This is a genomic window from Pseudochelatococcus sp., from assembly GCF_050946405.1.
Classification (GTDB): Bacteria; Pseudomonadota; Alphaproteobacteria; order Rhizobiales; family Beijerinckiaceae; genus Pseudochelatococcus.
In genome coordinates, this window is sequence record NZ_JBMNUS010000006.1 from 122,291 (window position 1) to 136,939 (window position 14,649).

At 66.4% G+C, this 14,649-nt stretch carries 10 protein-coding genes and 1 pseudogene; 7 read left to right on the forward strand and 4 right to left on the reverse strand.

Going from position 1 to position 14,649, the window contains the following annotated elements; translation table 11 throughout:
* Positions 1 to 4 precede the first annotated feature (4 nt).
* The 5 genes from ACOYJQ_RS10870 to ACOYJQ_RS10890 all read left to right on the forward strand — a co-directional run bounded on the left by ACOYJQ_RS10870 (position 5) and on the right by ACOYJQ_RS10890 (position 7,424).
* Complete coding sequence (locus ACOYJQ_RS10870; RefSeq protein WP_433458351.1) at positions 5 to 1,141, forward strand: thiolase family protein; 1,137 nt, start codon at positions 5 to 7, stop codon at positions 1,139 to 1,141.
* Positions 1,141 to 3,495 (forward strand): 3-hydroxyacyl-CoA dehydrogenase NAD-binding domain-containing protein, encoded by a 2,355-nt coding sequence (locus ACOYJQ_RS10875; protein ID WP_433458353.1) that lies wholly within the window; start codon positions 1,141 to 1,143, stop codon positions 3,493 to 3,495. Before ACOYJQ_RS10870 ends, ACOYJQ_RS10875 begins: the two co-directional genes overlap by 1 nt.
* A 20-nt stretch (positions 3,496 to 3,515) precedes the next feature.
* Positions 3,516 to 5,306, forward strand: a complete 1,791-nt coding sequence (locus tag ACOYJQ_RS10880) for an acyl-CoA dehydrogenase C-terminal domain-containing protein (RefSeq protein WP_433458355.1) — start codon at positions 3,516 to 3,518, stop codon at positions 5,304 to 5,306.
* Positions 5,307 to 5,327: 21 nt separating this feature from the next.
* Entirely contained in the window at positions 5,328 to 5,648 is a 321-nt protein-coding gene (locus tag ACOYJQ_RS10885; protein WP_433458357.1) for an SCP2 sterol-binding domain-containing protein, read from the forward strand.
* Between the two features lie 123 nt (positions 5,649 to 5,771).
* A complete protein-coding gene (locus tag ACOYJQ_RS10890) occupies positions 5,772 to 7,424 on the forward strand; it encodes an AMP-binding protein (RefSeq protein WP_433458359.1) in 1,653 nt (550 codons plus the stop codon).
* A gap of 15 nt (positions 7,425 to 7,439) precedes the next feature.
* On the opposite strand, the gene ACOYJQ_RS10895 is transcribed toward ACOYJQ_RS10890, so the two are convergent.
* Entirely contained in the window at positions 7,440 to 9,125 is a 1,686-nt protein-coding gene (locus ACOYJQ_RS10895; RefSeq protein WP_433458361.1) for an AMP-binding protein, read from the reverse strand.
* 173 nt (positions 9,126 to 9,298) lie between these two features.
* Entirely contained in the window at positions 9,299 to 9,775 is a 477-nt protein-coding gene (locus tag ACOYJQ_RS10900) for a hypothetical protein (protein WP_433458363.1), read from the reverse strand.
* A 196-nt stretch (positions 9,776 to 9,971) separates the two neighbouring features.
* On the opposite strand from ACOYJQ_RS10900, the gene ACOYJQ_RS10905 reads away from it, so the two are divergent.
* Both ACOYJQ_RS10905 and ACOYJQ_RS10910 read left to right on the forward strand, forming a co-directional pair.
* Positions 9,972 to 11,363: an MmgE/PrpD family protein gene (locus tag ACOYJQ_RS10905; RefSeq protein ID WP_433458365.1), complete on the forward strand. Its 1,392-nt coding sequence runs from the start codon at positions 9,972 to 9,974 to the stop codon at positions 11,361 to 11,363.
* Positions 11,364 to 11,390: 27 nt separating this feature from the next.
* Entirely contained in the window at positions 11,391 to 12,251 is an 861-nt protein-coding gene (locus tag ACOYJQ_RS10910) for a phosphosulfolactate synthase (RefSeq protein ID WP_433458367.1), read from the forward strand.
* Between the two features lie 111 nt (positions 12,252 to 12,362).
* On the opposite strand, the gene ACOYJQ_RS10915 is transcribed toward ACOYJQ_RS10910, so the two are convergent.
* Both ACOYJQ_RS10915 and ACOYJQ_RS10920 read right to left on the reverse strand, forming a co-directional pair.
* Entirely contained in the window at positions 12,363 to 13,307 is a 945-nt protein-coding gene (locus ACOYJQ_RS10915) for a cellulose binding domain-containing protein (RefSeq protein ID WP_433458369.1), read from the reverse strand.
* A gap of 218 nt (positions 13,308 to 13,525) precedes the next feature.
* Positions 13,526 to 14,170: pseudogene (locus tag ACOYJQ_RS10920) on the reverse strand (cellulose binding domain-containing protein); the annotation flags it as partial.
* Between the last annotated feature and the right edge of the window lie 479 nt (positions 14,171 to 14,649).

Genomic DNA, 14,649 nt, shown 5'->3' on the forward strand with positions numbered 1-14,649 from the left:
GCCAATGAACAACGTCGTTATCGCCGGCTATGTCCGCTCGCCGTTCGGGCTCGCCCGCAAGGGGGAGCTGGCGCGCCTGCGCCCGGACGATCTCGCGGCGCAGGTGGTGCGGGCGCTGGTCGCGCGCACCGGCGTCGAGGCGGCCGATATCGAGGATCTGATCATGGGCTGCGCCTTCCCCGAAGGCGAGCAGGGTTTCAACATCGGGCGCATGGCGGGGCTGCTCGCCGGCCTGCCGCTCTCGGTGGCGGGCATGACGGTCAATCGTTATTGCGGCTCGTCCATGCAGGCGATCCACATCGCCGCCGGGCAGATCCGGCTCGGCGCGGGCGAGGCGTTCATCGCCGCGGGCGTGGAAAGCATGTCGCGGGTGCCGATGATGGGTTTCAACCCGTTGCCCAATCCGGTGCTCGAAAAAAGCTGTCCCGGCGCGCTGCTCGGCATGGGCGACACGGCGGAGAACGTCGCCCGGCGCTGGGAGATCGGCCGCGGGGAGCAGGAAGCCTTCGCCCTGCGCAGCCAGCGCCTCGCCGCGCAGGCGCTGGCGGAAGGGCGTTTCGACGACGAGATCGTCGCCGTGGAAACGCCGGACGGCACGGTGACGCGCGACGGTTGCCCGCGCCCCGATACCACGGAGCAGGCGCTCGCGGGTCTCGGGCCGGCTTTCGACGCGCATGGCACGGTGACGGCCGGCACCTCCTCGCCGCTCACCGACGGCGCGGCGGCGGTGCTCGTCACCAGCGCGGATTATGCCGGGCGCAAGGGCCTGACGCCGCTCGCCCATGTGCGCGCGGCGGCGGTCGCGGGCTGCGCGCCGGAGATCATGGGCATCGGCCCCGTGGCCGCGAGCCGCAAGGCGCTCGCACGCGCCGGGCTCACCATGGACGACATCGACATCGTGGAGCTCAACGAGGCGTTCGCGGCCCAGGCCATCGCCTGCGTGCGGGAACTCGGCATCCGCGAGGATACGCTCAACATCGACGGCGGCGCCATCGCCCTCGGCCATCCGCTCGGCGCGACGGGCGCGCGCATCACCGGCAAGGCCGCGAGCCTCCTGCGGCGCGAGGGCGGGCGCTATGCCCTCGCCACCCAGTGCATCGGCGGCGGGCAGGGCATCGCCACCGTTCTGGAGCGCGCATGATGGCGAACGGCGCAATCGAAAGGGTCGCCGTCATCGGCGCGGGCGTCATGGGCGCCGGCATCGCCGCGCAGGTGGCCAACGCCGGCGTGCCCGTGCTGCTGCTCGATATCGTGCCGCCCGATGTACAAGAGGGCGGCGATCGCAGCGCCGTCGCGCGCGCCGCCATCGCACGCCTGCGGAAGACCGATCCCGCCCCGCTCATGTCGGACGAGGCGGCGACGCTCATCGAGCCCGGCAACATCGACGATGATCTGGCGCGGATCGGGAGGTGCGACTGGGTGATCGAGGCGGTCGTCGAGCGGCTCGACGTCAAGCAGGCGCTCTATGAGAAGATCGACGCCGTGCGCCGGCCCGATGCGGTCGTGTCTTCCAACACGTCGACCATCCCGCTCGCCCGGCTGGTCGAGCGCGCGCCGAGCGGATTTCGCAGCCGCTTCCTGATCACGCATTTCTTCAATCCGCCGCGCTACATGCGGCTGCTGGAAGTGGTGACGGGGGCGGAAACCGATGCGGCGCAGGTGGCGCGCGTCTCGCGCTTCGCCGACGAGAGGCTCGGCAAGACCGTCGTGCGCGGCAAGGATACGCCCGGCTTCATCGCCAACAGGCTCGGCGCGTACTGGATTCAGGCCGGCATCGCGGAGGCGGTCGACCTCGGCCTTGCCGTCGAGGATGCCGATGCCGTCATGGGCCGCCCCTTCGGCATTCCCAAGACCGGCATTTTCGGCCTCGCCGATCTCGTCGGCATCGATCTGATGCCCTACATCAATGCGAACCTCGCCGGCAGCCTGCCGAAAGACGATGCGTTTCATGCGCTCGGCCGCGATCTGCCGCTGATCGGGCGCATGATCGCGGAAGGTCATACCGGCCGCAAGGGCAAGGGCGGCTTCTACCGTCTCGACACGAAGGACGGCGGGCGCGTCAAGGAAGCGATCGACCTCGCCTCCGGCGTCTACCGCCCCGCGCGCAAGCCCGATACGGCGGCGCTGCGGGAAGCCGGCGTCGATCGGGCGGGCGGCGATTTGCGCGCGCTGTTCGATGCGCCCGGCTCCGTCGGCGATTACGCCTGGCGGGTGATGGGCCGCACGCTGGCCTATGCGGCGCGGCTGGTGCCGGAGGCGGCGGACGACATCCTCGCCGTCGATGACGCCATGCGGCTTGGCTACAACTGGAAGGAAGGGCCGTTCGCGCTCATCGACCGGGTAGGGGCGGCGTGGCTCGTGGAACGGCTGAAGGCCGAAGGCGCGCCGGTGCCGCCGCTTCTCGGCCAGATCGGCGGGCGCACTTTCTACCGCGTCGAGCGGGGCCGCTTGCAGTTCTTCGGCCTCGACGGCGATTATCACGACGTGGTGCGGCCCGAGGGCGTGCTTCTGCTGGAGGATGTCAGACGCCGCGCGGAGCCGATGTTGAAAACCGCCGCCGCGAGCCTGTGGGACATCGGCGACGGCGTGGCGTGCCTCGAACTGACGACCAGAGGCAACGCGCTGGACGATCAGGTGCTGGAGGCGATCGAGCGCGCCATCAAGCTGGTGGCGAAAAGCTGCAAGGCGCTCGTCATCTACAACGAAGGCCGGCATTTTTCGGTGGGCGCCAACCTCGGCCTCGCGCTGTTCGCGGCCAATATCGCGGCCTGGGGCGAGATCGAGAAGCTCGTCGCCGCCGGTCAGAAGGTGCTCGGCGCGTTGAAATACGCGCCGTTCCCGGTGGTGAGCGCGCCTTCCGGCATGGCGCTGGGCGGCGGCTGCGAATTGCTGCTGCATTCGGACGCCGTGCAGGCGCATGCCGAGACTTACGCCGGCCTTGTGGAATGCGGCGTCGGCCTCGTGCCGGCCTGGGGCGGCTGCAAGGAGATGCTGGCGCGCTGGTCCGCCCCCGGCAGGCTGCCGAACGGCCCGATGCCCGCGCCGGCGAAGGTGTTCGAGATGGTCTCCACCGCCACCGTCTCGACATCGGCGGCCCGCGCGCGCGCCATGCTGATCCTGCGCGGGCGCGACGGCGTCACCATGAACCGCGACCGGCTGCTGGCCGACGCCAAGGCGCGGGCGCTGGCGCTTGTCGACGGGTATGCGCCGCCGGCGCGCGTCGAGCTCACGCTGCCGGGCCGCTCGGGCAAGACGGCGATGGATATGGCGGCGGCGGGCTTCCGCAGGCGCGGCGTCGCCACCGACCACGATCTCGTCGTGGCGGGCGGCCTTGCGGAAGTGCTGTCCGGCGGCGACGGCGATCCGACGGCGCCGGTTTCCGAAAAGGAGATGCTCGCGCTGGAACGCGTGGTGTTCATGCGTCTCGTCCGCACGCCGGGCACGCTGGCGCGCATCGAGCATATGCTGTCCACCGGCAAGCCGCTCAGGAACTGATCGCCATCCGGGAGGAGGAGATGCACGCTTACAAGGCCCCCCTGCGGGATATGCGGTTCGTGCTCCACGAGCTTCACGGCAGCGCGGAACTGGCGGCGCTCGACGGGCAGGCGGAACTCACCGCCGATCTCATCGACGATGTGCTGGAACAGGCGGCGAGCTTCACCGAAACGGTGCTCGCGCCGCTCAACGCCGGCGGCGACCGCGAGGGCTGTCGTTATGAAGGCGGTATCGTGCGCACGCCGAAGGGCTTCAGGGAGGCTTACGACGCCTTCCGCCGCAACGGCTGGAGCGCGGCGGCGGGCGATCCGGCCTATGGCGGGCAGGGGCTGCCGGCGAGCGTCTGCAAGCTGGTGGAGGAGATGATCTGCTCCGCGAACCTGTCGTTCGGCCTTTATCCGGGCCTTACCAACGGCGCGTGCGCCGCCCTTGCGGCGCACGGATCGGCGGAACTGAAGAGCGCCTATCTGCCCCGGATGATCAGCGGCGAGTGGAGCGGCACGATGTGCCTCACCGAGCCTCATTGCGGCACGGATCTGGGCCTGCTGCGCACCCGCGCCGTGCCGCGCGGCGACGGCAGCCATGCGATCACGGGTTCGAAGATCTTCATCTCGGCCGGCGAGCACGATCTGACCGACAACATCGTCCATCTGGTGCTGGCGCGGCTGCCGGAGGCGCCGAAAGGCGTCAGGGGCATCAGCCTGTTCGTGGTGCCGAAGTTCCTGCCCGATGCCGACGGCGCTCCGGGCAGCCGCAACGGCGTGAGCTGCGCCGGCATCGAGCGCAAGATGGGCATCCACGCTTCCGCCACCTGCCAGATGACCTTCGACGGCGCTGTCGGCTGGCTGGTGGGCGAGCCGCACAAGGGCATGCGCGCCATGTTCACCATGATGAACAGCGCGCGCGTTTCGGTCGGCACGCAGGGGCTCGGCGTGGCCGAGGCCGCCCGTCAGGCCGCTGTCGCCTATGCGCGGGAGCGTCGGCAAGGGCGCGCGCTCTCCGGTGCGAAGCAGCCCGGCGAGCCCGCCGATCCGATCATCGTGCACCCCGATGTGCGCCGCATGCTGATGACCGCCCGTGCCTGGACGGAGGGCTGCCGCGCGCTGTGCAGCTGGGTGGCGCGCGCGCTCGATGAGCAGGCGCTGTCGCCCGATGCGGCGGCGCGCGCGGCGGCGGCGGACCGTGTGGCGCTGATGACGCCGATCGTCAAGGCGCTGTTCACCGATCTGGGCTTCGAGGTCGCCGATCTCGCCGTGCAGGTTTACGGCGGCCATGGCTACATTCGCGACAACGGCGTCGAGCAATTGCTGCGCGATGCGCGCATCGCCCGGATCTATGAGGGCACCAACGGCGTTCAGGCGCTCGATCTCGTCGGGCGCAAGATGTCGGACGGCTTCGGGCGGCCGCTGCGCACGTTCTTTCATCCCGTGCTCGCCTTCATCGACGCGCATCTGGAGGACGACGCGCTGGCGGATTACATCGGCCCGCTGGCGAAGTCCTTCGGCGTGCTGCAACAGGCCACCGCCCATGTCGCGGCAAGCGGCCTGCGCGACCCGGAGGAGGCGGGCGCCGCCGCCACGGATTATCTGCGCCTGTTCGGCCTTGTGGCGCTCGCGTACATGTGGGCGCGGACGGCGAAGATCGCGCTGGAAAAGCGTGAAACCGCCGGCCCCGATGCCGCGTTCTACGACGCGAAGCTGGTGACGGCGCGTTTCTACATGGAGCGGCTGCTGCCCCGGACGGGCGCGCTGTGGGCGGCTATCAGAAGCGGCAAGGGCGCGACGATGGCGCTGGCCGACGACATGTTCTGAGAACGGGCGAGGAGAACCGGCATGGTGGCGACGGAGGAACTCATCGACGCGATCCGCGCGCGTATCGGCGGCGTCGACAGGATCGGCTACCGCATCGTCGTGGCGCTGAGCGACAGCGGCGAGACGATCACCATCGACGACGGCGCGGATGGCGTCGGCGTCACGGCCGGCGGCGGTGAAGACGGGGCCGATACGGTCGTAAGGTTGTCCTCCGACAACCTGCAAAAGCTCATCGCCGGGCGGCTCAATCCGCTGATCGCCTATTCCACCGGCCGTCTCAAGGTCGAGGGATCGCAGGGCGTCGCCCTCAAGATCGCCGCGCTGCTGCAAGGAGACGACTGAAGCGGCGCTTGAGCGAAGGAACTTGAGTGAAAGAAAAAGCAAGGCTTTTCCAGCCACAGGCAAAAGCGTGAATGCTTCTGTCCTGAACAGAGACACTCCAGCCGGACATGAAGGAGAAACGCCGTGAAACCGATCTGGCTGGAGCATTATCCGCCGGGCACACCGGCCGTCATCGATCCCGATACCTTTCCTTCCATTCCGGCGATGATCGCGGAGGCCGCCGCGCGCTACGGCGACCGGGTCGCGCTGTCGAGCTTCGGCGTGACGATGACCTATGCCGAACTCGATCGGCTGTCGGATGACTTTGCCGGCTATCTTCAGCATGGGCTGGGGTTGGAGGACGGCGCGCGCGTGGCGCTGATGATGCCCAACCTCCTGCAATATCCGGTGGCTCTTCTGGGCGTGCTGAAGGCCGGTCTCGTCGTCACCAACGTCAATCCGCTCTACACCGCGCGCGAGCTGAAATCCCAGCTCATCGACAGCGGCGCGGAGGCGATCGTCGTCAGCGATCTCGCCGCCGCCACCTTCGCGGAAGTTCGCGCGCACGTGCCGGTGCGTGCGGTCGTCGTGACCCGCGTCGGCGATCTGCTGCCGCCGCCGCGACGCTGGCTGATCCACCTGATGCTGAAGTTCCGCAAGGCGGCTCGGCCTTACGACCTGCCCGGCGCGCTCTCCTTCCGCGCGGCGCTTGCTTTCGGGCGCGAGCATCCGCCCTCCGGGGTGCGCATCCGCGGCGACGATCTGGCGTTTCTCCAGTACACGGGCGGCACCACGGGGCGCGCGAAGGGAGCGATGCTGACCCACCGCAACATCGTCGCCAACATCGAGCAGGTGCGCGCGCTCGCCGGCCTCACGGACGGCGGCGGCGTGATCGTGCCTCTGCCGCTCTATCACATCTTCGCGCTCACCATGCTGCTGCTGTTCATGTCCTATGGCATGACGTCGGTGCTGATCGCCAATCCGCGTGATATCGGGGGCCTGATCCGCGCCATCGCCAGGCTGAAGTTCAGGGCGATCATGGGCATCAACGTGCTCTACGACGCCATGCTGAAGCATCCCGATTTCGGCCGCATCGACTTCAGCGGCCTGCGCTACGCCGTCGCCGGCGGGGCCGCCACGCAGGAGGCGGTGGCGCGGGAATGGCTGAAGCGCACGGGCGCGCCCATCGTGGAGGGCTATGGCCTGACCGAAACCGCGCCCGTCGTCACCTTTAGCCCGCCGGTCGAGGGCTACGCGTTCGACGGCAGCGTGGGCCTGCCGGTGCCCTCCGTGGAAATCAGCCTGCGGGACGACGCCGGCGAGGAGGTCGCGCCGGGGGCCGAGGGCGAGCTGTGGGTGCGCGGCCCCAATGTCATGCGCGGCTACTGGAATGCCCCGGAAGAGACCGGCCGGGCGCTCGACGCCGGGGGCTGGCTGAAGACGGGCGATATCGCCCGGCTCACCGGCGAGGGGCGCGTCGTGCTGGTGGACCGCAAGAAGGACATGATCCTCGTTTCCGGCTTCAACGTCTATCCGGCGGAGGTGGAGGAGGTGATCGCCACGCATCCCGGCGTCGCGGAAGTAGCGGTGGTGGGCGTGCCGCACGAGGCGGCGGGCGAGGCCGTGCGCGCCTTCGTGGTGCGCAAGGACCCCGACCTGACGGAAGACGACATCGTGCGCCATTGCCACGGGTTGCTCACGGCCTACAAGCGGCCGCACGCCGTCGTCTTCCGCGATTCCCTGCCCAGAAGCAGCGTGGGCAAGATTCTGCGCCGGGAGTTGCGCAAGGAAGCGTGACGCGCCCGGCCGCCCTTACGAGAGCCCGAGCTTTTTCGCGATTTCGTCCCGCAGGGCGAATTTCCGGATCTTGCCCGTGACGGTCATCGGGAAGTTTTCCATCAGTTCGATGTAGCGCGGTACCTTGTAGTGCGCGATCTGGCCGCGGCAGAAGCCGCGAATCTCGTCTTCCGTCAGCGTATCGTCCATGGGGATGATGCAGGCGCAGAGTTCCTCGCCGTAAAAGCCGTCCGGCACGCCGATCACCTGAACCTCGCGCACCTTGGGATGACGGTAGAGAAATTCCTCGATCTCGCGCGGGTAGATGTTTTCGCCGCCGCGGATCACCATGTCCTTCACGCGCCCGGCGATGGAGCAATAGCCCTCGTCGTCGATGACGGCGAGGTCGCCGGTGTGCATCCAGCCTTCGGCGTCGATGGCCTCGGCGGTCTTTTGCGGATCGCCCCAGTAGCCGCGCATCACGGAATAGCCTCTGGTGCACAATTCGCCGATCTCGTTCGGCGCCACGGTCCGGCCCTCGTGGTCGACGAGCTTCACTTCGAGATGCGGATGGATGCGCCCGACCGTTGTCACGCGCTTCTCGACGGGATCGTCGACGAACGACTGGAACGAAACGGGAGACGTCTCCGTCATGCCGTAGGCGATCGTCACCTCGGACATGTTCATGTCGCTGCGCACGCGCTTCATCACCTCGATGGGGCAGGGCGCGCCGGCCATGATGCCGGTGCGCAGCGAGGAGAGGTCGCTTGCGGCGAAGGCATCGCTCGCCAGCATGGCGGAGAACATGGTGGGCACGCCGTAAAGCGCCGTGCATCGCTCCGCGGAAACGGCGGCCAGCGTCGCTTCCGGGCTGAAGCCCTCGCCGGGCAGGATCATGGCCGCGCCTTTCGTCACGCAGCCGAGCACGCCCATGACCATGCCGAAACAGTGATAGAACGGCACCGGAATGCACAGCCTGTCCGCATCAGTGAAGCACATGCGGTCGGTGACGAACCGGGCGTTGTTCACGATGTTGCGATGCGTCAGCGTCGCGCCCTTGGGGAAGCCCGTGGTGCCGGAGGTGAACTGGATGTTGATGGGGTCGGTGGGCGACAGCGCCGCCGTCGCGGCGTCGAGCCGCGCGGTGTCGGCGGGGATGGCCGCGACATCGTTGAAATTCAGCATGCCGGGCGATGTCTCCGCGCCCATGCGGATGACGATGCGCAGATCCGGCAGCGTCTGCGCGGACAGCGCGCCGGGCGTGGCCTGCGCAAGCTCGGGCAGGAGATCGTTCAGGATGGCGAGATAGTCGGAGCTCTTGAACCTGTCCGCCAAGATCAGCGCGCGCACGCCGACGTAGCGGAGCGCGTATTCCAGCTCGCTCCTGCGATAGGCCGGGTTGACGTTGACGAGAATGGCCCCGATGCGCGCCGTGGCGAACTGCGTCAGCAGCCACTCCGGGCGGTTCGGCGCCCAGATGCCGACGCGGTCGCCCCGCGTCACGCCCAGTTTCAGCAAGCCCGTCGCCAGCCGGTCCACGGCCTGCGAGAACTCCCGCCAGCTCAGCCGCAGCCCCCTGTCGGTGAAGATCGCCGCCTCGGCTTCCGGGCGCGCCGCCGCGCACCGCAGCAGCAGGGCGGGGATGGTTTCTTCGAGAAGCGGCGGCGTATCGGCGCCGCGCACCCGTGCCTCGCCCGCCTGCGGGCCGATGCCGTCAGTCATGTTGCCCTCCTCGCCCCGGCGGCGGCCGCGGCCGCGCGACGGTATGGCGTTGCTCCCGATCGTTCGCCGTCGGGTTGCCCCCCGGTCGTTTGCAGGCAGGAGTAATGCCTTCCGGCGGCCGGTCGGCGCCACAATAGTTGCAGATTCCGCCATCGTGAAGAGCGGCGCGGCTCTCAGAGAGTTGCCGGAAGGTGGGCGTGAACGAGGCGATAGCTGCGGGCGATCATCATTTCCAGGCGGTCGCGGCCGGACCGGATGATCGCTTCCGGCGGGCGCACGCAGAAGGGCCGCGCGGCCGGTGACGGGCCATCCGCCGTCAGCGCCGACATGCGCCCGATGAGCGATTCCTCCTCCGGCGTCAGCAGGGGGTGCTCGATGCGCCCCGACAGGGAGAGATCGTCTTCTTCAATGCTTTTGAATATGTCCAGAATGGTTTCCGTATATTCATAATAATTAATGTTGCGAAGCCGAATAGCCAGCATATGCGCCGCGATTGCTGCCGTCGGCGCGCCGTGACGCCAACAGCGGAACAACGACACCACCAGCGCCTCATCCGGTTCGAGATCGGAAAATCCGATCGGCTCCCTGTCCGATTCCATCTCGTGGCGATCGTATTCCCTGTTTGCGCCGGCGTTCTCATGCTCGCTCATCGTCTACCTCGTCCTGGATTTTTAGAAAATAAAATATACATCTCTGCCGTTGACTCAAAATACATAAGCAAATAACGATGCGACTCGCAATGACGTTGAGTAAGAGAATCAATCCGAAATAAATAATAATTCCAGACTCCATTTTCTGGAATGAATACATTGTTTCGCTTCCCGGATCGTTGCGTAAGGAGAGAATATGACCGCCCACAATTCCGATACGAAGGACACCGAGGTTCGTCGCCTTGGCCGTTTCGTCGCGTCCGCGGACGCAGCCACGCTATCCGCCGAGGCCCGCGACGAGTTGAAGAAGCGCATACTCGACAGTATCGGCGTCGCGATCGGCGCGCTCGATGGTGAGCCGATCAAGTATATCCGCACGCATCTCGAGGATTTCGGCGGCAGCCCCCTCGCGACGCTGATCGGCGGCGGCAAGACGGCGCCCGATCGCGCGGCCTTCTACAACGGCGCGCTGGTGCGCTATCTCGACTTCATGGACAGCTATCTCGCCAAGGGCGAGACCTGCCACCAGAGCGACAATCTCGGCGCGGTGCTGGCCGCTTCCGAATATGCCGATCAGGATGGCGAGGGCTTTCTGGCGGCGCTCGCGGTGGCGTATCAGGTACAAGGGCGGCTCTGCGACGTCGCGCCCGTGCGCGCCAAGGGGTTCGACCACACCGTGCAGGGCGCCTACGCCGTGGCCGCGGGCGTCGCGCGGGCGCTGCGGCTCGACGCCGGGAAGACGGCGAACGCCATCGCCATCAGCGGCACCTGCAACAACGCGCTCAGGGTGACGCGCACCGGCGCGCTGTCGCACTGGAAGGGCCTCGCCTATCCCAACACCGCCTTCGTCGGCACGCATGCCGCCTTCCTCGCCTACCGCGGCATCACCGGGCCGGAGGAAGTGTTCGAGGGCAACAAGGGGTTCAAGGAGGCGATCGCCGGCTCCTTCGAGATCGACTGGTCGAAGGAAGATCTCGAGAACGTCAAGCTGTCGATCATCAAGAAGTACAATGCCGAGATCCACTCGCAATCCTCCATCGAGGGCGCGCTGGAATTGCAGGCGCAGCACGGCTTCCGGGCGGATGAGATCGAGTCGATCGAGATCGACGTCTTCGATGTCGCCTATCACATCATCGGCGGCGGCGAGGAAGGCGACAAGACCGTCATCCGCACCAAGGAAGAAGCCGATCACTCGCTGCAATACATGGTCGGCGTGGCGCTCATCGACGGCAACGTGCTGCCCGCGCAGTACGAGCCGGAGCGCATCCTGCGGGACGACATCCAGGGCCTGCTGAAGCGCTTCACCGTGCGCCCCAGCAAGGAATACACGGATCGCTTCCCGCAGGAGGTCGCCACCACGCTCACGGTGACGCTGAGGGACGGCCGGAAGTTTTCCATCGACAAGACGGATTACGAAGGTTTCCGCACCCGTCCCATGAGCTGGGAGACCGTGATCGCCAAGTTCGACGGGCTGGCGACGCCGTTCACCTCCGAGCGCGCCCGCGCCTCGATCGTCGACGCGGTGCGGAACATCGAGAAGCTGCGCATCCGCGACTTCGCGACCATCCTCGCCAACCTCAACGTCTGAATTTCCCGACCAGAAAAGGAGACTACCATGAGCCACCATGAAGAAGCCGTCCGCGAGCAGTCCGAAGTGTGGAAGAACCGTCTTTTCCCCTTCGTGCCGATGAACGATCGCCAGCCGAAGCCGCGCACGCGCTCCATCACCGAAATCCGCGGGCCGTACTACGCCTCCGTCACCCCGACCTATCTCAAGGAACTGTTCGAGGTGTTCGGCGAGCACATCGACGGCCTCAAGTTTTCGGGCGGCTCCTTCTCCCTGCTGCCGGAGGAGGCGGTCAGGAAATATCTGGCCATCGCGCATGACGCGGGTCTCTATGTCTCGACCGGCGGCTGGATCGAAAATGTGCTGGCGCGCGCCGCCCATCACGTCGACGACTACATCGCCGAGGTGAAGCGGCTCGGCTTCGATTACGTCGAGCTGTCGACCGGCTTCATCCAGTTGCCCGTTCCCGATCTGCTGCGCCTCATCGAGAAGGTCAAGAAAGCCGGCCTCAAGGCCAAGCCCGAGATCGGCATCCAGTTCGGCGCCGGCGGCGATACCACGCGCGAGGAACTGGAGGCGGAAGGCACGCGCGATCCGCAGATCCTGATCGACACGGCCAATGCGGCGCTCAACGCGGGCGCGGCGATCATCATGATCGAGTCGGAAGGCATCACCGAGAACGCCGATCCGTGGCGCACCGACGTCGCCGCCAAGATCATGAAGGAGGTCGGGCAGGCCAACGTCATGTTCGAGGCGGCCGATCCGAAGGTGTTCGAGTGGTACATCAAGAACTACGGCATCGACGTCAACCTGTTCGTCGATCACAGCCAGGTCTTCCAGCTCGAATGCCTGCGCCGTGGCGTCTGGGGCACGAAGAGCACCTTCGGCCGCATCACCACGCATCGCTGACGTTATCGGCTCCGGTCTGAAAGCGGCGCTCCGGGTTCGCCCGGAGCGCCTTTCTGCCGTTCAGGCCCGTTCGGCCCGGCCGGGCCGGGGCCCGGGCGGGAAGTCCGGGCGTCAGACGATGATATCGACGGCGTTGCCGTCGACCTGCCCCACGCCGATGAAGCCGAAGGTGACTTCTCCGCCCGAAGCGACGTTGCCGTTCCATGCGGCGTTGCCGATCACATAGCCGTTTCCGGTGCGCGAGATGATCTCGGCGTTCCAGATGTTGGCGATCTCGTTGTCCAGCTCCAGCTCGACGCGCCAGCCGTTCACGGCCGCGCCCTCGTTGCGCACGACGATGCTGGCATTGAAGCCGCTGTTCCACGAATCCACCAGCGAGAAGGCAGCTTCCAGCCCGTTGTCGGAAGGCTCGGGCTGCGGATCGACCGTCCCGCCGTCGTCGTTGACGATGGTGGCGGTGCCCGTGCCGGCGCCGATCACCGCGCCGTCGGGGCCGGAGAGCACCACGGTGAACTGCTCGTCCGCCTCGGCGGCCAGATCCGGCCGGATGGCGACCGCGATGGTCTTGCTCTGCTCGCCGGGCTGGAAGGTGAGCGTGCCGCTCGTCGGCGTGAAATCGGCATGGGAGGCCGTTCCCGCCACGGTGTGATAATCCACCGTCACCACGTCGTCGGCAGGTTCCGACAGCGTTACCAGAAATTCCGCGAACGTGCCGACTTCCCCGTCCGATCCGCCGCCGGCGGCGTCGGTGTCGAAATCGAACTGGATCGGCGTGAGATTGGCCAGCTTGTCCTCGTGGACGCTCGTCCAGTCATCCTTGAGGATGCCGCCCGTGTCGCCGGAATTGGGGTTCCACGACCAGTAGGTCCAGCTCATGCCCTTGTCGCCCGCCGGAATGTCCGAAACGCCGTCGTTGTCGAAATCGCCGGCAAGATAGGCGGTGATGGCGTCGAACCACGGCGCATCCTTGGGGTCGACCAGCTTGGTGCCGAACTCGCCGAGATAGACCGGCGCGATCTCCTCGCGATAGATGAAGCCCCAGGCTTCGTCGAACACGGCTTCCAGATTGGCGGGGAAGTCCGATCCCTGGAACCACGACTGCGGGAAGTCTGCACGGCATTGCCCTGCGCGTCGACGATCTGGTTGCCGGCGGTGCTGAGCCAACCCGCGGCGGCCGGGCCGGTGGCCGTGCCGGGGTTGCCTTCCACCACCGAGGTATCGGCGATCGACAGAACCGGCAGGTCGGCCGGGACGGGGGCGTCGTCGTCGTTGAGAATCGTGCCGGCGGCGGAACCCGTGCCGATGATCGCGCCGTCGGCCGAGGCCAGTTGCAGCGTCAGGGTCTCGTCCGGCTCGTATTGCGTATCGCCGTGCACCGGCACGTAGATCGTGCCGACGGTCTCGCCCGGCGCGAAGGTGAAGACGCCGGAGGCGGCCGTATAATCCAGCCCGGCCCGCGCGCTGCCGTCAAGGGTGGCGTAATTCACGCTGACCGGCGTCTGCGCGGCCTCGGACAGCCGCACCGTGAAGGCGAGATGGCCGATGCCCTCGTCGCCTTCCGCGGCCGACGCATCCTCCACCGAGAGCGCCGGCTGCGGCGCGGGTTCCGGCTCCGGCGCAACGGTTTCGCCGTTGAGCGCGAGGCCCGTCGCGGCGGTGCCGTCGGCGCCCGGCGTCGCCTGAAAGCCGATGGTGATGGACTGCCCCGGCGGAACGTCGGCATTCCAGCTCAGGCTGCGCAGCTTGTAGTGATTGCCTTCGCGGCTGACGATCTCGGCGCCCCAGATGTTGCCGATGTCGAAGCCGGCGTCGAATGCGAGAGTCCAGCCCTGCAAGCCGGTTTCTCCGCCGGAAATCGTTATATTGCCAATGAATCCGGCGCCCCAATTATCAACTACATTATAATTCACAAGCGACATCTTTATACTCTCCAGATCGCAGGCGAAAATAGCAGTTAAAATGCAAATGTATTTTTATCGGATCGTGCCTTTCAAAACAGAAAGGCTAAAGCATTTCGACATTTCGTTGAAACGTCGAAATGCTTCAGGGTTTTGATTTTACGCGTTTTCTTCATGCAAACCGGTATCCACTTTGCTTGAAAACGCTTTAAAGAGGAGCCACCATAAAACGAAACTGAGGCTATAGGAAATGCTTTTTTTTTGATGTCATGCTGCATTTCGCACGGGCCAACTCTCTTGGGAAGCCGTGCGCGGGAGGATTTTCACCCTGTTTGATAAAACCTGTTGCAGAATGTGAAATATTGCATTTTTATTATTAATATACGGGCTGCCGCTATTGGTCTCGCATTTATTGTTGCGCTTTCGCCGGTTGCGTCGATGGCCGGAGCATTGCCTTCATCCGGCATCACCTTTTCCATCAAACGAAAAGCGCCGGTTTC